Here is a 20179-nt window from a genome sequence, read left to right on the forward strand (position 1 = left end):
CGTACGGCCCGCGCGGCTTTCGCAGCGCTTTCAACCGACGATTCCGACGACCGACGCCGTTTCGCCGCGTCAGCCGGCGCGCGCCCGATGCCGCAATGCAACAACCGGGCGCGGCGGCCCGTATCAATGCGCGGACTCGTCGTAGCGGCGCAGCAGCACCGGCCGATCCGCGATCCGCAGCAGCGATTCCGCGACGCTGCCGAGCAGCAGCCGGCGAATGCCATGGCGTCCGCTCGTGCCCATCACGATCAGGTCGGCGTCGCATTCGGCGGCCGTGCGCATCAGCACCACCGCGACGTCCTCGCCATACGAATCGATCGCGCGCACCGTGCCTTCGACGTGATGCTGCGCGAGCCGCGCCTTCGCGTCGGCGAGCACGCGGGTCGCGATCTCGCTCGCCGAGCCGTCTTCCTCCTGCGGCTCGATGTACGCGGCATTGACGTCGACGAGTTGCGGCTTGTGCTCGACGACGCACACGGCCGTCACCGTTGCGCCGAACGTCTCGGCGATCTTGATCGCTTCGTCCAGCGTGACGCTTGCGCTGCGGCTGCCGTCGAGCGCCGCGAAGATACGTTTATACATGGTCGACACCTCCGGGAAAACACCATTCGATCGCGTGCGAGCACGCCCTGCCGAGAGTCTCGCGCGCCGCGCAGGGCCCGCCGTTGACGAGGATCAAGTGTGCGTTCGGGGTGCGCGCAAGGCCCGCTCGACGCGCGTCGGGCAGGCGGCGCCGCCTCGTTCGCCACGCCTCCTGCGCCATCCCATTAGCCAAAAACAGTCAAATCGAGCACAATTCATCTCAATATTCATGATAAGAGGCCGTGGCCCACTTGCGAGTGGCGTCCGTGCGTTCAGGGCGCCGCATCGCAGCCGGCCTCGGGAGTAAAACTTTGACGACCGCTCGTGCGACGGTACGAAACGAACGCGTGCACGCCGCGCCCTGCGCCGGTTCGCCCGCGCGGGCCCGCGCCGCCGCATTCGCGGCCGCCGCCCGCGCGCACCGGCCGGCCTCCCCGACGCAATCGATTCGACAGGAAAATTTCCACCCATGATCAAGGTCTTGATTGCCGACGACCACGCGCTCGTGCGCGACGGTTTGCGCCACATCCTGCAGAATGCGTCCGGCTTCGAGGTCGCGGGCGAGGCGTCCGACAGCGCGACGACCATCTCGCTCATCCGCTCGACGCCCGCGCAGGTGCTCGTGCTCGACCTGTCGATGCCGGGACGCAACGGCGTCGAGCTCATCAAGCAGATCAAGGACGAGAAGCCCGCGCTGCGGATCCTCGTGCTGACGATGCATGCGGAGCAGCAGTACGCGGTGCGCGCATTCCGTGCCGGCGCGTCCGGCTATCTGACGAAGGAAAGTGCGAGCTCGGAGCTCGTCGGCGCGGTGACGAAGGTCGCGTCGGGCGGCGTGTACGTGAGCCTCGCGATGGCCGAGCGCTTCGCGCAGAGCCTGAACGAGCCGGCCGAGACGCTGCCGCACCACCGGCTCTCCGACCGCGAGTTCGACGTGTTCCGCCGGATCGCGTCCGGACAGACGCTCACGCAGATCGCCGACGAGCTGTGCGTCAGTGCGAAGACGGTCAGCACGTACAAGACGCGGATTCTCGAGAAGATGCAGATGCCGCACGAAGCGGCGCTCGTGCGCTACGCGCTGCGGCACAAGCTGATCGACGACCCGGACGAGGATTGACGCGCGCGGGCGGCGGGCCCGCACGCGGCGGCGAAGCGCGGTGCGGTGCGGCCAGCGCGCGCCCGCCCTACAGATTGAACGCCTTCGACATCTTCAGCTCGATCCAGGTCATGCCGGCGCGCAGCCCCTCGAGCATCGCGTCGCGCTCGGTCGGAAACGTCCTGCTGTGCCGGAATGCGTGCTTGAACGCGCCGCCCGGCGCGCCGTGCATCACCTTGATGTCGCACACATAACCGCCCTGCGCCGGCGACGTCGTCACTTCGACCGTCCAGTCGCCTTCCTGAATGTTCCCTGACAACGTCATGTCGCTCTCCTGCCGAATCAGCCGCCGCGGCGCAACGCGAAGCCGTGCGGCGCGCGGGCGCTACTCGTAAAGGAATCGAAAGAACCCGCTGTGCAGCAAGACCGGCTTGCCGCCGATCTCGGTGAGCATCCGGCGCGCGGCATGCTCGATCTTGCCGCGGTGCAGGTCGAACGCCGTGAGCAGATCGTCTTCCTTCAGCGATGCCGCGCCGAAATGATCCTCGAGCGCCTCGGCCGTGATCGCGCATTGCACGTACTCGCCGTCGACGAGCGCGGGGAACGCAACGACGAGATCGCGCGCACAATATTCGGGCGGCGGATCTTGAGGAAACGAAATCTTCATGACGGGCATGACAACCTCCTGTAGCCGCTGCCGGGACGGGCAACGGAGCCATCGATGCTTCAGCATAGAACCGCGCCGCCGCACGCGCTTGACCCACGTCAACCGGCCGCGCGCGGTGCACGGTTGATCTGCGTCAACGCGCCGGGCGGCGGCGGAACGATGATCGTCGCATCGCACGCCCCGTCACATCCGGTGTGCCGGCCCCGCGAGCGTCGAACCAAGAGGCGAGCCATGACACTGAAAGCGAATCTCGAAGGCGTGCGCGACACCTATCGCCTGTGCTTCGTGCGCAATCCGTGGGCCTACTTCACGTGCCTGCCGCTCGACCGCCAATGCGGCGACCGCTGGAGCGAGGCGCCTTACGAGCTGTACGCGGGGCCGCCCTACGGGGACAGTCCGGACCAGCTCCTGCGCGTCGCGTTCGACGGCCCGCTGCTGCCGCCCGAGGCCGGGCGCAGCGCCGTCACCTGCAGCGTCGTCGACATCAACGAAGGGCTCGCGCCGTGGCTGCGGACAGAAAGCTACTTCGGCGGCGAGCCGCTGTCGATCGCCGCGGGCGCGACGCTCGGCGCGTTCGTCGAAACGATCGAGAAAGCGGGCGGCACGGTGTTCATCCCGCTCGGCTGGGGAGAATTGCCGCTCGCGGACACGCGCGCGCACTCGGCAGTGGCGTCGGGCGGATGATGAGCGGATGAAGCCGGGAATCGGAATTGGCCGGCGATGGACAACCGGCTGCCGTCCCGGCCGAGACGGCCGCGCCAACCGTTCGACGACCAGCCAGCCCCGCGCGCCTGCGTCGCGCAGACGGCGTGATTTCGTGTGCTTCCACGCGAATGAACCGTCCGACGCATGAACCGTCCGACGCGGGGATGCGCGTCGCGACACGGTCAGAGCTCATCCTTCGGCGTCGGATTCAGCAGCACGACGAACGCGGCGACGCCGAGCGACAGCGCCACCACGCCATACAGAAATTCGGCATTGCTGTCGAACAGCAGGCCGCGAACGGCTTCCATCATCCCCGCGAGCGATATGAACACGGCGATGGTCGCGAGAATGACCCGATATTTACGCACCATGACGGTCTCCTGGCCTCGTGTGTGCGGCCGCCCGATTGCGCGGCCCGCGCGCCGGCGTCGTCACGCGCGATCGACGCTCGTGCGTCCCACCCAGCCAGCCTGTATGATCGCCCGTCGCGCGACGGCGGCCTTGACCTGAGTCAAGCGCCGCCCGTCGTCGCAAACGCACCCGGCGCAGCGTCGGCGACGCGCTTAGACACACGCCTCCACACGCGCAAAAAGCCAAAAGCGTCGCTGTACAATGCACGGGCATCATCGCCGCGCCGCGCCCGCGCAACGGGCGCGGCCGACGCAACCGCCGGCGCGCCGCGCGCTTGCGTCGAACGGCAATCGCAGCCTCGTGGGAGATTCATGGATTCGGACATCATGCACATCGGCGGACGCATCCGCCGCCTGCGCCGCGAGCTGAAGAAAACGCTGCTCGAGGTCGCCACCGAGGCAAACCTGTCGGTCGGATTCCTGTCGCAAGTCGAACGCAACCTGACCGGCATTTCGATTTCTTCGCTCGTCAACGTCGCGAGAGCGCTGCGCGCGCCGCTCAGCGCGCTCATCGACCAGCCCCGTCAGGATCAGCCGGATTCGCATCAAGGCAGCCGCGAATCGTATTCGATCCGCCCGACGCAGCAGCGCTACGAGCGCCTGTCGACCACCTTCACGGGCAGCCAGCTCAATGCGGTCAAGGTGTCGATGATGGAAGGCTATTGTTCCGAATGGGTCGCGCATGCCGGCGACGAATTCGTGTTCGTCCTGTCGGGGCGCGTCCGCTACACGGTCGGCAAGCAGGACTTTCCGCTCGGCCCGGGCGATTCGCTGCACTTCGATGCGCACGAGCGGCACCGCGTCGTGAACGTCGGCAACGAGCCCGTCGAGCTGATCGCGGTCGGCACGCTGCCGCTCTTCGGCGACGGGCAGCCGGCGTTCCCGTCGCTGCCGGGCGAGCAGAAGCCGCTGCGCGCGCGCACGGCGCGCAAGACGGCCGAGCCGCCGCCCGTGAAAGCGCCTTCGGCGCAGAAGGCCGAACGGCCGAAGCGTGCGCCCGCCGCACACGCGATCGCGACGAGCGGCGTCCCACGGCGCGTCGCGAAAAAGACCGCGCGCTGAGTTGCGCGGAAGCGATGCCGGCGGGCTCGTCCGCGCCGCTTTCGCCGCGTCGGAGGTTCGATCGGACGATGCGAAGGCACGCGACATCGCGTCGCGCACGCGCGTGCGGCTCGCGCGCGCGGCTCGTGCGCGACGCGCGCCCGCTGGACGCGCGCCCGCTGGACATTGCGTCACGATCGGCTTGCGACTGTCGGCGAGCGCGCCGCCGTCGTGCGGCGCATTCGTTGTGTCATCGCGATTCGCGGCGTCAGTTTTTGTCGATCGAATTGACATATTTGAGTCATTTATCCGGCATCGGACGAAATAGACTTTTCGACTTTTTCAAAAAAATGAAATAAACCAGCCGCCCTTCATCAGCACATCCCGCACGTCGATTCCCATTTCTCTCCGCCATAAATATTTGCGTATTTTTTGCATCTTTAATACGATTGCGGTCGCGGTCGCGGTCAGCGAGCGGTCCGCACGATAGGTTCACTTCGCTGCATATGCGCGCCGGTCGGCTGGGGGGGAAGCTGTTCCTCCCGAGCCAACGCAAATTCCCTGACGAATCAACCGCAAAAGGCCGGCGAGTTTGCGGCGCTCCGAAATTTTCGTATTCGATAGCCCGCGAATACGAAATCGAAGAGACTGAAGCGGCACACAAATCTTGTTCATAGGCCTGCGTCACGATTCGCCTGACCGAATCCGTCCGGGGTCGGGAAAATCGTCAATGGCGATCATCGGAATAAAACGAACCCACTATGAAAAGCAAGCACGTCGATGTACTGATCAATGGCAGCGGTATCGCAGGTGTCGCGCTCGCGTACCTGCTTGGAAGACGCGGCTACGACGTCACGGTCGTCGAGCAACTGGCGCGGAATCGGGCGCAAAACGGCGCCGATTTGCTGAAGCCTTCCGGCATCGACATCATTCGCAGGATGGATCTGCTCGACGATGTCTTCGCGGCCGGCGGGCTCGAGCGCGACGCGATGAAGCTGTTCCACGACGGGGAGCTGATCGCGTCGCTGGACTATCGGGTTTCCAGCACGCTCGGCTTCTTCATCCTGATTCCTTGCGAGCAGTTGCGCCGCTTGCTGATCGGCAAGCTCGACGGCCTGCCCAATGTGGATTTGCGGTTCGAGACGTCCATCGAGCAGGTCGAGCAGGACGCCGGCGGCGCGGTGACGTCGCTCGTGTTGAGCGATGGCGGGACCGTCGCGCCCAAGGTGCTCATCGGCGCCGACGGAGCGCGCTCGATGATTCGCGCCGACATCCTGCAGATGCACGCCGAGCGCGTTCCGTATGCGACGCCGATGGCGTTCGGCACGATTCCGCTGACCGACAGCGTCCGGGAATGCAACAGGCTATACGTCGATTCGAACAAGGGACTCGCCTACTTCTATCCGATCGGCAACGAAGCGACGCGTCTCGTCGTCAGCTTTCCCGCGGACGAAATGCAAGGCTATCTTGCCGACGCCACGCGTGCGAAGCTGGTCGCGCGTCTGAGCGAATTCGTCAGTCGCGAGAGCGCCGATGCGATGGCGACGATAGGCGCGGGCACCGAATTTCCGTTGATACCGCTCGGCCGGATGAATCTGAGCAGCTACCACAAGCAGAATGTCGTGCTGCTCGGCGATGCGGCCCACAGCATCCACCCGATCACCGGTCAAGGGATGAACCTCGCGATCGAGGACGCCGGCGAGCTCGGCCATTGCCTCGATCGGCATTTGAACGGACAGGTCGCGCTGGCCGAAGCGCTGGACGCGTTCGAGCGCGCGCGGCACCCCGTCAACGAGGCCGTGATTTCCTACGGCCACTCGCTGGCGACGACCTATCACGATCGCTCCGCACTCCTCGCCAACTTCCGCTCCCAATTGCAGACGAGCGGGCGAGACTCGGCCCTGCTGGGAACCGCCAGCGAAGCGTGACCCGGAGAACGGTCTTATGTTCTGCGCAATCGCGCCGTCCCGTCACCGGAAGCCGGCGGGCAACGGCTGGCGGTGCGGCGCGATCGGCGCGAAGCGATGCCGTGCGGGTGTCCAGCGATAAAACCGCAACAAGTTGTATCGATGATTCGTCCGGATCGAGCCCCGGGGAACCGGAAGTCGCCCTGTCCGACTGGCCCGGAGCCCGGCCGGATGAACGTCCCGATGCACGCCGACGCCGCGTTGGCGCGTCGGAAAGCGCCACGATCCCGCTCTTGACAGCGCCCGATCGCACACCGAATGCGCGCGTCCGTTTTCACGGCCGCCGCCATTGCGCGGCCCTCTTCACCCTCCGATGACGCCCCGTATCGCAACACATTCGGCAACATCCGATACGGTGCCGTTAACCCTGTCTTAAGACAGATTTGCCAAGCTGTAATGGCCGACCGCGAGCATGCTCGCCCGCGGCGGGGACAAATGGAGGTACGCATCATGAAGTCCGCTCTGAAAACGATCGCGCTTGCACTCGCACTCGCCGTTCCGGCCCTGTCGTTTGCGCAACCGTCGTCCAATGGGCCGCTGACGCGTGCGCAAGTGCGCGACGAACTGATCCAGCTCCAAAAAGCCGGCTATCAGCCGTCGAAGAACCAGTACCCGGCGAACATCCAGGCGACCGAAGCCCGCATCGCATCGGCAAGCGGCAGCGCCGGCTACGGCGGCACCGCCGGCTACGGCGGCACCGCCGGCGGCGCGATGCAATCCGGTCAGCGCGTCTCGCCGACGTCGGGCGGCTGGGACGCGTCGTACCGTCATCACTGATCGATGCGATGCGCGCATCGGCCGGATCGATCGCGCATGCCGCCCTGCATTGAAAGCGATCGATCGACGCGCCGAGAACGGCGACGCGCGCCACGCCCGACGCGCGCCGCACGAACCCGACCCGGGCGGCATCCGCGCCTTCCATCGCCCGCCGCCCGTGCGATGCATCGACGATCCGCGGTGCGGGACGACGGCGAGTAGCGAACGATCGCGAGACGCCGAGTCCGCGCCGTTCGCTTCGCCGCCGTCCCGCGCTCGCGAACGTTCGATCGCGCGTCAGTTCTTCGCCGGCAGCGGCGGCTCGCCCGCCGTCGTCGCATCGCGCGCCCAATCGACAAACTCGTTGTCGTAACGGCGGCCGATGTACGCGACGTAGTTCTCGTAGCCGTCGTAATCGCCGGTGCGGAAGCGCGACACGATCGTGTCGACGTCGGCGCGATGGCGCTCGAACATGAAGCGCGTCGCCATGTAGCCCCACCGGTACGCCCGCGCGACATAGTCGCTCGACGAGTAGCGCGTCCCGAGCACGTCCGAGAACCGGTACGTGCCCGTGCGCGCGGCGTCGATCGATTCCTGGTTGTCGTTCTTTCTCGACAGATACTCGGCGACGCCTTCGATCCACCAGACGGTCGGCTTCGCGGTGCTCGCCGCGAAATCGCCCGCCATGTCGTAGCGGCCGTCGAGGTAGTGCGTGAACTCGTGCTCGAGATTCCAGACCTTGAACTCCGGCCGCAGCCACGAGGCTTCGTGCGCGATGAAGCGCGCCTGATTGCCGGGCGCCGACGGATCGCCTTCGAGATACATGCCGCCGTTGTCGGTGCTGATTCCGTAGATCACCGAAGCGTACTTGCGATAGTTCTCGTAATCGTCGAACACGACGAGCTCGATCGTGTCGTTGCGATCGCCCGCGACCGGCTTGCGCCCGGTCTTCATCATCCGGTGGAAGTAGTCGTCCTGCCGCGCGACCGCCGCGCACACCGACTGAAGCTGAGGCGCCGTCATATCCTGCGCGAGAATGCGCACGCTCGCGCTGCACGCGTGACGGTGCGTGAGCACCGCGTCGGTCAGCCGCTTCTTGTAGTCGCACGTGCCGTAGTCCGCGCAGTTGCCCGAATCGCCATAGTCGACCGCTTCCGCCGCCGCGAGCCACAGGTCGCTGCCGGCGCCCGTCATGCTCGTCGACGCGAGCATGTCCTGGATCATCTTCTTCACGCGCGGCTTCTGCGCCGGATAGCGCAGAAAGCGATACGTTTCGCGCGCCGCATCCGCCAGTTGATAGGCGGCGCTCGTGTTCGACAGGCTCGCGCGGTTCGCGGTGACGAAGCGATCGAGCGTCTCCGGCAGCGTCGCGTCGCTGCCGAGCATCTGCTGCGCGGCGCTGCGCTGATGCGCATAGAAGAACACGGTCAGCAGGCCGGTGAAGCCGCCCGCCGCGCTCGGCTGCAGCAGCGGCGCCGCGGCTTGCGGATTCGCCGCGCTCGCGGTGTAGAGCGCGATGCGGTCCTTCAGCGTCGGCAGGTAGTACGCCTCGTCCTTCATGTTCGTGATGAGCTTCATCAGCTCGTTCGCGGTGCTCGGCGCACGCGCATTCTCACGATATAGCGCATCACGATGGAGACCGTCACCCTTGAGACTCTGCAGGATATACGGACGCAGCCATACGGCGAGATCCGGAATCGGATCGGCCAGACCCGATACCTCATATTGGTAATAAGCGGAACGCAGATAAATCAGCAAATTGACCAAAATCAAATTGCTCGCGTCGTATCGATATATGTCCTGCACGAAACGACTCGCGACCGCATGAACATTTTCGGCATTGAAAATCTGCGCGGCCAACGGTTTATCGACCGAAAACAGGCCGTAATGGCATTCGTAATCCGGAAGATTCGCGATGTAATCGGCAAGCGCGGCGCCGTGATATTGGGTCATCACCGACATGTCGCGGCAATCGGCGCCCGGCGCGCTGCGCTTGCTGCGCTTCGCCGGCTGCTTCTGCCGCGACGGCTCGACGAGCGTCGCGCGATCCTGCTTGCTGAGCGGCAGATTATATTCGGCCTGCTCGGGCGACAGCGGCAGGTTCTGCGGCAAGCGAGGCATGCGCGCCTGCTTTTCCTGCGTCGGCTGCGTACTGGCCCACGCCGTGCCGACCAAACCCGTGATTATCGACACCGCGACGACGGCGGACCAGCGACGGGTCTTGCGAGACACCTCCGTTATTAGCATTTGACTTGCCCTCGGTTATTTTGGACCGCAAACGATATAACACCAAGGATTAACAAGTCAATTTAACAGACGAATTATCAATATATTTTATTTGATTGAATTATTGGCATCCGCAACTCCATTTTCAAAACAATCCGATCGGGCGGCGGAGCGCCCGCAGCGCCCGTATACGGCATGTTCTCCGTCGCCCATGTCTCACCGATCGCTTGCAAGGCAGCGGCACTTTCAATTCGACATGCGAATGAACGGAAGCCGACCGGCGGCTTCGATCCGGACCGTCGTGTTGCGAAGCGGCGTCCCGCGCGCCGTCTGTCCGGTTTTGCGCGGCCTTTACGTGCGCGATGCGTTCGGCCGACGGCGCGCGCCGACGGACGCGCGGCCAGCGGCACACACGAGGCGCGTCTTCGGCGGCCGGCCGCACTGCATGCTTCATCGTCAATCGAGATCGGCGACCAGCGCGTGATATTCGCGCTCACCGGACACGAAGCGGTGAACGGGCCGATATCCGAGCTTCGCAACCGCATTGGCTGATCGCCCGTTATCGACGGCAATGAAGCTGATTGCGTTCTTGAAATGCGTTTTGGCGGAAGCGATCGCGAAATCGATCATTTTTTCTAGAATTCCTTTTCCACGCGCCACCTGACTCAGGCACATCGGACCGAATAGACATACGGTATCGGATAAGTCTTCCGACGCATATTCGCCGCGCTTTTCGAACGATGCGACGAGTGCATCGATGATCGTATTGCCGCGCCATGGATCGAGGCGGGAAATGCAGAAAAATCCGGCGAATTCCGTCTGTTCGTAGGCGACGACGATGCCGATGTCCGACGCGATCGCGTCGACCTTCTGCTCGGGAATTTCCGCGGAAAGGAAGCCGTTCTTGCGTTCCGCCTCGGTGAGATTGGCGATCTGATTCGCCTTTTGCAATGACAGGATGTTCAGGTAATCCCCGGAATGGGCCATTCTGACCACGGTCGATTCAGTCATGTCTATTTATTTTTAAAACGAAAGATGGCGATTCTATAGAAAATTACACTTTGAAATCTAGAATGTTCATACAAATCGAGAAGCGCCGTCACCTATATTTCGCCATTGCGATTCGAAAAAAATGACATCGAAATCGCGCTTGGTTATTGATTTATCTATCGTTTATCGAAACGGCCCGCCCATCGATCGATGCAGTCGCCGGCCGCGACATCGCTCGCGACGTCACGCGAATCGATCTCCCTCGCCCGCCTCGTCGAACGCGATGCCGTCGCGCATCGCGATTCGGCATTCGCGCGCGATCGCGCCCGCGCGACGGACCGGTCCTCGAACGCCTCATGCGTCGCGCACTGCCTTGCCTTCCACCGGCTGCCTCGACGGCTTCATCGACCGCGTCAACGAGCCTCTCGCCCCATTCCGTCGATCGTCCCGCGCACGCGGTCATTCGAGCCTTCCCCAAACCCCAAGCCGTTCGCCGCCGGCCATTTCCGCTCGTGCCGGTCGGTTAGAATCGCGTGCAATCAATCCGAAAGCTTCCCTCCGAGGGCAATCGAGCGATGAAGCACGACGACAAGCACAACACACCGAACCGAACGACCGCTCGGCTGCTCTGGCGCATCGGCGCCGTCGCGGCGCTCGGCGCCGCCGCCGCGCTGTCGCTGCGGGCCGACGCGGCGCGCACGACGAGCGTGTCGCCGCAAGGCACCGTCGCCGAAGTGCGGCAGACCGTCGTCAAGTTCGACGAAGCGATGGTCGCGTTCGGCTCGGCGTCCGCGCCGGACCCGGCGCGCGTCTCCTGTACCGATTCGGCGGCCGGCCGCGGCCAGGGACACTGGCTCGACGGCAAGACGTGGGCCTATGACTTCGAGAACGACCTGCCGCCCGGCGTGCGCTGCACGGTCTCGCTCAACGACGCGCTGCGCTCGGTCGCCGGCCACGCCGCGACCGGCCCGCGCCGCTTCACGTTCGAGACGGGCGGCCCGTTCCCCGTGTCCGTGCGGCCGGGCTCGCGCGAGATCGAGGAGCGGCAGGTCTTCGTCGTCAAGCTGAACGGCCCGGCCGACGTACGCTCGGCGCTCGCGAACATCTGGTGCGAGGCGGCCGGCATCGGCAACCGCATTCCGGTCGAGCCCGCCGAAGCGTCGACGCGCGCCGCGCTGCTCGATCATTTCCGCTGGAAAAAGGACGCCGCGCGCGTGCTGACGCTGTCGTGCGCGCAGGCGCTGCCCGCGAGCGCGAAGATGCAGCTCGTCTACGGCAAGGGCGTCGCGAGCCCGAGCGGCATCGCGAACGACACCGAGCGGCGCTTCGACTACACGGTCCGCGCGCCGTTCGCCGCGAGCTTCTCGTGCGAACGCGAGAACGCGAAGGCGCCGTGCACGCCGCTGCGCCCGCTGACCCTGTCGTTCAACGCGCCGATCGCGCGCCGGTCCGCCGAAAAGATCCGGCTGCGCGGCCCGGACGGCGCAATCGAGCCGTTCTTCAAGCCCGACGACCGGTCGGAGGAAGTCACGAACGTCCAGTTCGCCGCGCCGCTGCCCGCGCAGGCCGCGTTGACGCTCGAGCTGCCGTCCGGCCTGCGCGACGTCACCGGGCGCACGCTGTCCAACGCCGACCTGTTTCCGCTCGCGACGCGCACCGCACCGATGCCGCCGCTCGCGAAATTCTCGTCGGGCGCGTTCGGCATCGTCGAGCGCTTCGCCGAGCCGGGCGCCCCCGCGCTCGTGCCCGTCACGCTGCGCAACGTCGAAGCCGATCTGCACGTCGAGGGGCTGAACGCGGGCGGCGCGTCGTTCTCGAACCTCAAAGTCGAGAACGACGCGGCGATCCGCGCGTGGATGCGGCTCGTCGAGCGCTTCGACGGCCGCGCGATGACCGTCGAATCGATCGACAAGCTTCGCCCGGGCCTGCTCGCGCGCGGGCAGCATCCCGTCTACGTGCCGCTCGCGGCGGGCGAGCGGCAGCCGAAGCCGCAACATCGGCAGATCGACATCCGCTCGCTGTCGCTGCTCGCGGGCGAGCCCGGCGTGCAAACGCTGACGCTGCCGAAGGCCGACCCGAAGGCGCTGCGTCCGTTCGAGGTCGTCGGCGTGCCGATCGACAAGCCCGGCTTCTACGTGCTCGAGCTCGCGTCGCCGGCGCTCGGCCGCTCGCTGCTCGCGAAGCCGTCGAAGATGTACGTGCGCACCGCGGTGCTCGTCACCAATCTCGGCGTGCACCTGAAGCAGGGCCGCGAGAACAGCGTCGTGTGGGTGACGACGCTCGACAAGGGCAAGCCCGTGCCGAACGCGCAGGTGCGCGTGTCCGACTGCAACGGCGACGAGATCGCGGCCGGCAGGACCGACGCGCAGGGGCTGCTCGCGATCGACACGCCGTTCGAGCCGAAGCGCGAATGCGACTATTCGAAGGGCGACGGCGACTACTTCGTGTCGGCCCGCGTCGACGATCCGAAGACCGGCCCGGACATGGCGTTCGTGCGCTCGAGCTGGAATCGCGGCATCGAATCGTGGCGCTTCGACGTGCCGACCGACATGAGCCGCACGCCGACCGTGCGCGCGCACACCGTGTTCGACCGCACGCTCGTGCGCGCGGGCGAGACGATATCGATGAAGCACTTCGTGCGCGAAGAGACGCTGCGGGGCCTCGCGTTCCCCGCGCACTACCCGGCGCGCGCGACGATCCGCCATCTCGGCAGCGGCCAGACGTATCGCGTGCCGCTCGCGTGGGCCGCCGATCACAGCGCGGACACGCGCTTCACGCTGCCCGCCGCCGCGAAGCTCGGCGAATACGGCGTGGAGCTCGAAGACGGCGACGAGGACGCGCCGAGCGCCAGCTACTACGGCGGCAGCTTCCGCGTCGAGGCGTTCCGGCTGCCCGTCTTCAAAGGCTCGATCGGCGCGCGCGACGCGAAGACGAACCCGCTCGTCGGCGCGAAGGAAGCGCCGCTCGCGGTGCAGATCGACTACGTGTCGGGCGGCGGCGCGTCGAACCTGCCGGTGCAGGTGTCGGCGCTGCTGCAAAGCGCGGCACCGCCGTTCGCCGAGCAGTACGCCGATTTCAGCTTCGCGCCGTACCGTCCCGAGACCGACGGCGGCATGGCCGACGACGACATGCAGGACGACGACAGCGCGCCGCGCGGCAGCGATCCCGACGCGACGAAGCTGATCGCCGACAAGATCCCGCTGACGCTCGACCGCACCGGCTCGGGCTCGCTGACGCTCAAGGCGCTGCCCGCCGTCGACGCGCCGAAGCGCGCCGCGCTCGAAGCGACCTTCGCCGATCCGAACGGCGAGGTCCAGACCATTCGCGGCGATGCGATGCTGTGGCCGGCCGCGGTCGTCGCCGGCATCAAGGCCGGCCACTGGGTGTCGGTCGGCCAGCGCGTGCCGGTGCAGGCACTCGTCGTCGATCTGCAGGGCAAGCCGCGCGCGTCGGCGTCCGTCGAGATCAAGGGCGTCGCGCGCGTGACGACGTCGTCGCGCAAGCGGATGGTCGGCGGCTTCTACGCGTACGACAACAAGAGCGACACGCGCGACCTCGGCGTGCTGTGCTCCGGCAAGACCGACGCGCACGGCCGCGTATCGTGCGACGCGACGCTCGCGCAGGCCGGCAACGTGCAGTTGATCGCCGTCGCGAAGGACGGCGACGGCCGCGCGTCGAACGCGTCGACGTCCGTGTGGGTCACGCGCGAGGACGAGCTCTGGTTCGGCGGCGGCAACACCGACCGGATCGACGTGATCCCGGAAAAGACCGCCTACGAGCCGGGCGAGACCGCCCGCTTCCAGGTGCGGATGCCGTTCCGCTACGCAACGGCGCTCGTCGCCGTCGAGCGCGGCGGCGTGATGGAGACGCGCGTCGTCGAGCTGAACGGCAAGAATCCGACCGTCGACCTGAAGGTCGGCGATACGTGGGGGCCGAACGTCTACGTGTCGGTGCTCGCGCTGCGCGGCCGGCTGCGCGAGGTGCCGTGGTACTCGTTCTTCACGTGGGGCTGGAAGGCGCCGATCGAATGGGCGCGCGCGTTCTGGCGCGAAGGACGCCACTACGAAGCGCCGACCGCGCTCGTCGACCTGTCGAAGCCGGCGTTCCGCTACGGACTCGGCGAGATCAAGGTCGGCACGGGCGCGCACAGGCTCGGCGTCGCGGTGACGACCGACGCGGCCCGCTACCCGGTGCGCGGCAACGCGCACGTGCGCGTGAAGGTCACGCAGCCGGACGGACGGCCCGCGCCGGCCGGCACGCAGATCGCGCTCGCCGCGGTCGACGAGGCGCTGCTCGAGCTGATGCCGAACCGGAGCTGGGACCTGCTCGACGCGATGCTGCAGCGTCGCGCATACGGCGTCGAGACCGCGACCGCGCAGATGGAGATCGTCGGCCGCCGCCACTTCGGCCGCAAGGCGGTGCCGGCGGGCGGCGGCGGCGGGATGGCGCCGACGCGCGAGCTGTTCGACACGCTGCTGCTGTGGAACCCGCGCGTCACGCTCGACGCGAACGGCAGCGCGGGCGTCGACGTGCCGCTCAACGATGCGCTGACGCGCTTTCGGATCGTCGCGATCGCGGCGACGGGCGCCGACCGCTTCGGCACCGGCAGCGCGACGATCCGCAGCGCGCAGGACCTGCAGCTGATCTCCGGCCTGCCGCCGCTCGTCCGCGAAGGCGACGCGTTCCGCGCGCAGGTCACGGTGCGCAATACGACGGATCGCAAGATGGACGTCGTCGTGACGCCGCGCGTGCCGGGCGTCGACGTCGCGCCGCGAACCGTCTCGCTCGCGCCCGATGCCGCGCAGGAAATCGCGTGGACCGTCACCGTGCCGGAGCAGGCGATCGACGCGGCGGGCGCGTTGAGCTGGCGCATCGAAGCGGCCGAGCAAGGCGGCAAGCGCGCGGCCGATGCGCTCGCGGTCACGCAGAAGGTCGTGCCCGCGCTGCCCGTGACGGTCCAGCAGGCGACGCTCGCGCAAGTCGACGGCACGCTGACCCTGCCCGTCGCGCCGCCCGCCGACGCGGCGGCCAACGCGCAGGGCGCGCCGCGCGGCGGCATCGCCGTGTCGCTGCAATCGAAGCTCGCCGACGGCCTGCCGGGCGTGCGCCGCTGGTTCGAGCGCTATCCGTACCGCTGTCTCGAACAGCAGGCGTCGCGCGCGATCGGCCTGCGCGATCCGGCGCAATGGCAGGCGCTGACCGCGCGGATGCCGGTCTACCTCGATCGCGACGGACTCGCGAGCTACTTCCCGCCGTCGTCCGACGACGCGCATAACGGCAGCCCTTCGCTGTCCGCGTACCTGCTCGTCCTCGCCGACGAGGCGGGCCGCCTCGATGCGCGCTTCGCGCTGCCCGAGGACGTGCGCACGCAGCTCGAATCCGGACTCGCGCGCTTCGTCGAAGGCCGGATCGAACGCGACACATGGGCGCCGCGCCAGGACCGCGACCTGCGCAAGCTCGCGGCGATCGAGGCGCTGTCGCGCCACGGCGCCGCGCAAGGCCGGATGCTCGGCTCGATCGAGATCGCGCCGAATCAGTGGCCGACGTCGGCCGTCATCGACTATCACGCGATCCTCTCGCGCGTGAAGGACATCCCGCAGCGCGACGAGAAGCGTGCGCAGGTCGAGCAGATCCTGCGCGCGCGGCTCGCGTATCAGGGCACGCAGCTCGTGTTCTCGACCGCGCGCGACGACGATCTGTGGTGGCTGATGACGAGCAACGAGACCAACGCCGCGCGGCTCGCGCTCGAGTTCGCCGGCGACGCGGGCTGGAAGGACGAGATGCCGCGCGTGGCGGCCGGTCTGCTCGCGCTGCAACGCAGCGGCGCATGGCAGACGACGACCGCGAACGCGCTCGGCCTGCTTGCGGTCGAACGCTTCTCGCGCGCCTACGAGCGCGCGCCCGTGGCCGGCACGACGAAGGTGACGCTCGGCGCCGACGCGCGCTCGATCGCGTGGTCGCAGCCGGTAGCCGCCGAGGCAAGGGCCGCCCCGGCATCGACTGGCGCGGTGGCGACCGCCGCGGCATCGACCGCCGCGGGGTCGACAGCCGCGGCATCGGCGACCGCCGCGACGCGGGCCGCCGCCGCGCGCAGCGTGATGCTGCCGTGGCCGCGCGCCGCACGCGCGCCGGGCACGCTCTCCGTCGTGCAGGAAGGCAGCGGCCGCCCATGGGCGACGATCGAGAGCCTCGCCGCCGTGCCGCTGCGCGCACCGTTCGCCGCCGGCTACCGGATCGCGAAGACCGTCACGCCGGTCTCGCTCGCGATCAAGGGCGCGCTCACGCGCGGCGACGTGCTGCGCGTGCGTCTCGACATCGATGCGCAAAGCGACATGACGTGGGTCGTCGTCAACGATCCGATCCCGTCCGGCGCGACGATTCTCGGCTCCGGCCTCGGCCGCGACTCCGAAGCCGCGACGCAAGGCGGGAAGTCGCCCGACGGCGCATGGCCCGCGTTCGTCGAGCGCGATTTCGACGGCTATCGCGCGTACTACGACTACCTGCCGAAGGGCAAATTCACGGTCGAGTACACGGTGCGCCTGAACAACGCCGGCACGTTCGGGCTGCCGCCGACGCGCGTCGAGGCGCTGTATGCGCCGTCCGTGTACGGGCTGTGGCCGAATCCGCCCGTCACGGTCAAGCCGGCCGATGCGGGCAAGCCGTGAGCGGGCGATGAACGGGTTCGCAGCGCCATCCGCGCCGCGATCCGGATCGCGGTGCGCACCGCGACCGCGCGTGCCGGCGGCCGCACGCCGCGCGCTCGCCGCCATGATCCTCACGGCGCCGCTCGTCGCGCACGCGCTGCCGAGCTACGACGACGTGCGGCGCGACTGGCGCGGCTCCGACTGGGTGCTGCTCGCGCGCGACGGCACGCCGCTGCAGCGCACGCGCGTCGACCTCGCCGAGCGGCGCGGCGACTGGATCGCGCTCGCCGACGTATCGCCCGCGTTTCGCGAAGCGATCGTCGTGTCCGAGGACAAGCGCTTCTATGCGCATAGCGGCGTCGACTGGCGCGGCATCGCGGGCGCCGCGTGGGGCAACCTGTGGAACGAGCGCACCCGCGGCGCATCGACCGTGACGATGCAGCTCGCCGGTCTCCTGAGCGACGCGCCGCGCCGCTCGGGCCAGCGCTCGCTGCCGCAGAAGGCCGCGCAGGCGATGAACGCGCTGCGGCTCGAACGCGGCTGGCGCAAGGACCAGATCCTCGAGGCGTACCTGAACCTCGTGCCGTTCCGCGGCGAGACGGTCGGGCTCGACGCGATGTCGCATGCGCTCTTCGGCAAGGCGCCGTCCGGGCTCGACGTCCGCGAGTCGGCGGTCGCCGCCGCGCTCGTGCGCGCGCCCAACGCCTCCGCGGCGAAGGTCGCCGAGCGCGCCTGCCGGATCCTGCGCGACATGCGCGCCGCGCAGCCGTGCGCGTCGCTCGACGGATACGTGCGGTTCGTGACCTCGGGCCCGTCGAACGCCGCGCGCGACGACGGCGACGCGCTCGCGCCGCATTTCGCGCGGCGCGTCGCCGCCGAGGTCAAGCCGGGCGCGGGCGCACGCGTGCGTTCGACGCTCGACGCGCCGCTGCAGCGCTTCGCGCGCGACGCGCTCACGCGCGCGCTGACCGAACTCGACGCGCCCGCCCATCGGCGCAACGTGCAGGACGGCGCAGTCGTCGTGATCGACAACGCAAGCGGCGAGATCCGCGCATGGGTCGGCTCGTCCGGCGCGCTGTCGAGCGCGCGCGACGTCGACGCGGTGCTCGCGCCGCGCCAGGCCGGCTCGACGCTCAAGCCGTTCCTCTACGCGCAGGCGATCGACGAGAAGCGGCTGACCGCCGCGTCGCTGCTCGACGACGCGCCGATCGACCTCGCCGCCGGCGGCGGCCTGTACATCCCGCAGAACTACGACAAGCACTTCAAGGGCTGGGTCAGCGTGCGCACCGCGCTCGGCGGCTCGCTCAACGTGCCGGCCGTGCGCACGCTCGTGCTCGTGACGCCGCACCGCTTCGCGCGCACGCTCGCCGCGCTCGGGCTACCGCTCGCCGAGGAAGGCGATTACTACGGCTTCAGCCTCGCGCTCGGCAGCGCCGACGTCACGCTGCTGTCGCTCGCCAACGCGTATCGCGCGCTCGCGAACGGCGGCGTCGCGCGCGCGACCGTCGACGTGCCTGCCGCATCCGTATCCACGTCGGCCGTATCCACGTCGGCCGTATCCACGTCGGCGGCTTCCAAGCCGGCCGTTTCCAGGTCGGCTGTTTCCACGATGGCTGATTCCAAGCTGACCATATCCACATCGGCCGTTTCCACGTCGGCGGCTTCCAAGCCGGCCGCGCCGCCCGCCCGCGTCGCGACCGGCACGCGCGTGTTCAGCGAAGCGGCGAGCTACGTCGTCACCGACATCCTCGCCGACAACAACGCGCGCGTGCGCACGTTCGGCTTCGACAGCCCGCTCGCGACGCGCTTCTTCTCCGCCGTCAAGACCGGCACCAGCAAGGACATGCGCGACAACTGGGCCGTCGGCTACACGTCGCGCTACACGGTCGGCGTGTGGGTCGGCAACGCGGACGGCTCGCCGATGTGGGACGTGTCGGGCGTGACGGGCGCGGCGCCCGTATGGGCCGCAGTCGTCGGCTACCTGCACCGCGATCTCGCCAGCCGCGCGCCGCGCCCGCCCGCGGGCGTCGAGCAGCGGCGCATCGCGTTCGAGCGCGACGTCGAGCCGGCGCGCAGCGAGTGGTTTCTCGCCGGCACCGCGCTCGATACGGTGCGGCTCGCCGCGCCCATGACGCCCGGCAAGGACGGGCCGCGCGCGCCGCTCACGATCGGCGCGCCGACCGACGGAACGATCTTCGCGATCGACCCGGACATCCCGCCGAAACATCAGCGCATCTGGTTCGAGCGCGCGGCGGGACGCGCGGCGCGGTTCTCATGGCGGCTCGACGGCAAAGTGATCGGACACGGCGACCGGATGGCGTGGATGCCGTGGCCGGGACCGCACCGGCTCGAGCTCGTCGACGCGCGCGGCAACGTCGCGGATGCGATCGGCTTCGAGGTGCGCGGCGCGTTTGCGAAGACGGCGGCGAATCCGCGGCAGTGACCGCCTTGCCGGCGCGTCGTTGGCGCGTCATGCGTCGGAGAATGCGCGTCGACGACCGCGCCTGCTCGCGAGGCGGGCCGACGGAACCGCGCTCCTCTGGTCAAGCGTAAAACTGGGCGGGCCGCCCCGGCGGACGCCACCGCCGGCAGGTCGCCGCGCCGGATCAGTCGTCCGGGTTGCCGACGCGCCGGCAACCGCCGCTTTCGCTGCGCGCTCGGGATGACGGAAGGCGCCTGACACCATGCCGCCCGTCGCGCCTCCTCAACTCAGATTCAGGACAATCGTCTGGCTGGGCGAACTGCCCGAGCCGATCGTATTGTTGCTGTTCTGCTGCGTCGGGTCGGTCATGCGGGTGATCGGCATGCCGGAGACCAACGTCTTGGTTGCCCCTTGCGGGTTGCGGGAGACCGCCGACACGGTCCCGGATGCCGCTCCACCCATCGCCCCCGCACTGTCGCCGCTCGATATCGGGATGATCGTCGCGGCGTTGTGAACGGGCCCGCCGCCCACATAGACGTTGGTGACGTTCGGTATGGCGCTCGCACGCTGCGCCCGGTTGGGATACCCGACAGGCACGCCCACCGGAGGCGTGCGGTTGACGCTCGTGGCCGTGTTATCGCCGCCCGCGCTTGAATTCACCCAGCTCATGGAC

At 68.0% G+C, this 20179-nt stretch carries 15 protein-coding genes; 7 read left to right on the forward strand and 8 right to left on the reverse strand.

Annotation, left to right across the window (positions count from 1 at the left end; translation table 11 throughout):
- Positions 1-123 precede the first annotated feature (123 nt).
- Positions 124-582 (reverse strand): universal stress protein, encoded by a 459-nt coding sequence (locus tag BG90_RS27945; protein ID WP_010118355.1) that lies wholly within the window; start codon positions 580-582, stop codon positions 124-126.
- 469 nt (positions 583-1051) lie between these two features.
- Here BG90_RS27945 and BG90_RS27950 point away from each other — a divergent pair, with 469 nt between their 5' ends.
- Positions 1052-1699, forward strand: a complete 648-nt coding sequence (locus BG90_RS27950; protein ID WP_010108638.1) for a response regulator — start codon at positions 1052-1054, stop codon at positions 1697-1699.
- Positions 1700-1766: 67 nt separating this feature from the next.
- Here BG90_RS27950 and BG90_RS27955 read toward each other — a convergent pair whose 3' ends face one another.
- Positions 1767-2003 (reverse strand): hypothetical protein, encoded by a 237-nt coding sequence (locus BG90_RS27955; protein ID WP_010108637.1) that lies wholly within the window; start codon positions 2001-2003, stop codon positions 1767-1769.
- A gap of 60 nt (positions 2004-2063) precedes the next feature.
- Complete coding sequence (locus tag BG90_RS27960; protein ID WP_010108636.1) at positions 2064-2354, reverse strand: DUF1488 family protein; 291 nt, start codon at positions 2352-2354, stop codon at positions 2064-2066.
- Positions 2355-2576: 222 nt separating this feature from the next.
- Here BG90_RS27960 and BG90_RS27965 point away from each other — a divergent pair, with 222 nt between their 5' ends.
- On the forward strand, positions 2577-3029 hold the full coding sequence (locus tag BG90_RS27965) for a hypothetical protein (protein ID WP_010108635.1): 453 nt from the start codon (positions 2577-2579) through the stop codon (positions 3027-3029).
- 203 nt (positions 3030-3232) lie between these two features.
- Here BG90_RS27965 and BG90_RS27970 read toward each other — a convergent pair whose 3' ends face one another.
- A complete protein-coding gene (locus BG90_RS27970) occupies positions 3233-3421 on the reverse strand; it encodes a DUF2964 family protein (RefSeq protein WP_010108634.1) in 189 nt (62 codons plus the stop codon).
- Between the two features lie 351 nt (positions 3422-3772).
- On the opposite strand from BG90_RS27970, the gene BG90_RS27975 reads away from it, so the two are divergent.
- Positions 3773-4522 (forward strand): helix-turn-helix domain-containing protein, encoded by a 750-nt coding sequence (locus BG90_RS27975; RefSeq protein ID WP_010108633.1) that lies wholly within the window; start codon positions 3773-3775, stop codon positions 4520-4522.
- A 280-nt stretch (positions 4523-4802) separates the two neighbouring features.
- Here BG90_RS27975 and BG90_RS35850 read toward each other — a convergent pair whose 3' ends face one another.
- The gene (locus BG90_RS35850) at positions 4803-5189 is read right to left on the reverse strand and encodes a hypothetical protein (protein ID WP_124072333.1); all 387 of its coding nucleotides are present in this window, start codon (positions 5187-5189) and stop codon (positions 4803-4805) included.
- Positions 5190-5262: 73 nt separating this feature from the next.
- On the opposite strand from BG90_RS35850, the gene BG90_RS27980 reads away from it, so the two are divergent.
- Both BG90_RS27980 and BG90_RS27985 read left to right on the forward strand, forming a co-directional pair.
- Positions 5263-6429, forward strand: coding sequence for an FAD-dependent monooxygenase (locus BG90_RS27980; protein ID WP_010118345.1), 1167 nt, complete (start codon positions 5263-5265; stop codon positions 6427-6429).
- Between the two features lie 489 nt (positions 6430-6918).
- Positions 6919-7245, forward strand: a complete 327-nt coding sequence (locus tag BG90_RS27985) for a DUF4148 domain-containing protein (RefSeq protein WP_010118343.1) — start codon at positions 6919-6921, stop codon at positions 7243-7245.
- 276 nt (positions 7246-7521) lie between these two features.
- On the opposite strand, the gene BG90_RS27995 is transcribed toward BG90_RS27985, so the two are convergent.
- Together BG90_RS27995 and BG90_RS28000 are read right to left on the reverse strand one after the other, a co-directional pair.
- Positions 7522-9471 (reverse strand): collagenase, encoded by a 1950-nt coding sequence (locus tag BG90_RS27995; protein WP_025990193.1) that lies wholly within the window; start codon positions 9469-9471, stop codon positions 7522-7524.
- A gap of 435 nt (positions 9472-9906) precedes the next feature.
- Positions 9907-10461: a GNAT family N-acetyltransferase gene (locus BG90_RS28000; RefSeq protein ID WP_081469917.1), complete on the reverse strand. Its 555-nt coding sequence runs from the start codon at positions 10459-10461 to the stop codon at positions 9907-9909.
- Between the two features lie 554 nt (positions 10462-11015).
- On the opposite strand from BG90_RS28000, the gene BG90_RS28005 reads away from it, so the two are divergent.
- Both BG90_RS28005 and BG90_RS28010 read left to right on the forward strand, forming a co-directional pair.
- The gene (locus tag BG90_RS28005; RefSeq protein WP_045568485.1) at positions 11016-17105 is read left to right on the forward strand and encodes an alpha-2-macroglobulin family protein; all 6090 of its coding nucleotides are present in this window, start codon (positions 11016-11018) and stop codon (positions 17103-17105) included.
- Between the two features lie 7 nt (positions 17106-17112).
- The gene (locus BG90_RS28010; protein ID WP_374189772.1) at positions 17113-19527 is read left to right on the forward strand and encodes a transglycosylase domain-containing protein; all 2415 of its coding nucleotides are present in this window, start codon (positions 17113-17115) and stop codon (positions 19525-19527) included.
- Between the two features lie 261 nt (positions 19528-19788).
- Here the strand turns inward: BG90_RS28010 and BG90_RS31275 are convergent, their stop codons facing one another.
- Entirely contained in the window at positions 19789-20175 is a 387-nt protein-coding gene (locus tag BG90_RS31275) for a PAAR-like domain-containing protein (RefSeq protein WP_010112406.1), read from the reverse strand.
- Positions 20176-20179 lie beyond the last annotated feature (4 nt).

Source organism: Burkholderia oklahomensis C6786 (assembly GCF_000959365.1).
In the GTDB taxonomy this organism is placed as follows: domain Bacteria; phylum Pseudomonadota; class Gammaproteobacteria; order Burkholderiales; family Burkholderiaceae; genus Burkholderia; species Burkholderia oklahomensis.

Bases quoted from the DNA above. Each gene is read 5' to 3' on its own strand.
- BG90_RS27945 (WP_010118355.1), bottom strand. From the start codon at position 582: ATGTATAAACGTATCTTCGCGGCGCTCGACGGCAGCCGCAGCGCAAGC.
- BG90_RS27950 (WP_010108638.1), top strand. From the start codon at position 1,052: ATGATCAAGGTCTTGATTGCCGACGACCACGCGCTCGTGCGCGACGGT.
- BG90_RS27955 (WP_010108637.1), bottom strand. From the start codon at position 2,003: ATGACGTTGTCAGGGAACATTCAGGAAGGCGACTGGACGGTCGAAGTG.
- BG90_RS27960 (WP_010108636.1), bottom strand. From the start codon at position 2,354: ATGCCCGTCATGAAGATTTCGTTTCCTCAAGATCCGCCGCCCGAATAT.
- BG90_RS27965 (WP_010108635.1), top strand. From the start codon at position 2,577: ATGACACTGAAAGCGAATCTCGAAGGCGTGCGCGACACCTATCGCCTG.
- BG90_RS27970 (WP_010108634.1), bottom strand. From the start codon at position 3,421: ATGGTGCGTAAATATCGGGTCATTCTCGCGACCATCGCCGTGTTCATA.
- BG90_RS27975 (WP_010108633.1), top strand. From the start codon at position 3,773: ATGGATTCGGACATCATGCACATCGGCGGACGCATCCGCCGCCTGCGC.
- BG90_RS27980 (WP_010118345.1), top strand. From the start codon at position 5,263: ATGAAAAGCAAGCACGTCGATGTACTGATCAATGGCAGCGGTATCGCA.
- BG90_RS27985 (WP_010118343.1), top strand. From the start codon at position 6,919: ATGAAGTCCGCTCTGAAAACGATCGCGCTTGCACTCGCACTCGCCGTT.
- BG90_RS27995 (WP_025990193.1), bottom strand. From the start codon at position 9,471: ATGCTAATAACGGAGGTGTCTCGCAAGACCCGTCGCTGGTCCGCCGTC.
- BG90_RS28000 (WP_081469917.1), bottom strand. From the start codon at position 10,461: ATGACTGAATCGACCGTGGTCAGAATGGCCCATTCCGGGGATTACCTG.
- BG90_RS28005 (WP_045568485.1), top strand. From the start codon at position 11,016: ATGAAGCACGACGACAAGCACAACACACCGAACCGAACGACCGCTCGG.
- BG90_RS28010 (WP_374189772.1), top strand. From the start codon at position 17,113: ATGAACGGGTTCGCAGCGCCATCCGCGCCGCGATCCGGATCGCGGTGC.
- BG90_RS31275 (WP_010112406.1), bottom strand. From the start codon at position 20,175: ATGAGCTGGGTGAATTCAAGCGCGGGCGGCGATAACACGGCCACGAGC.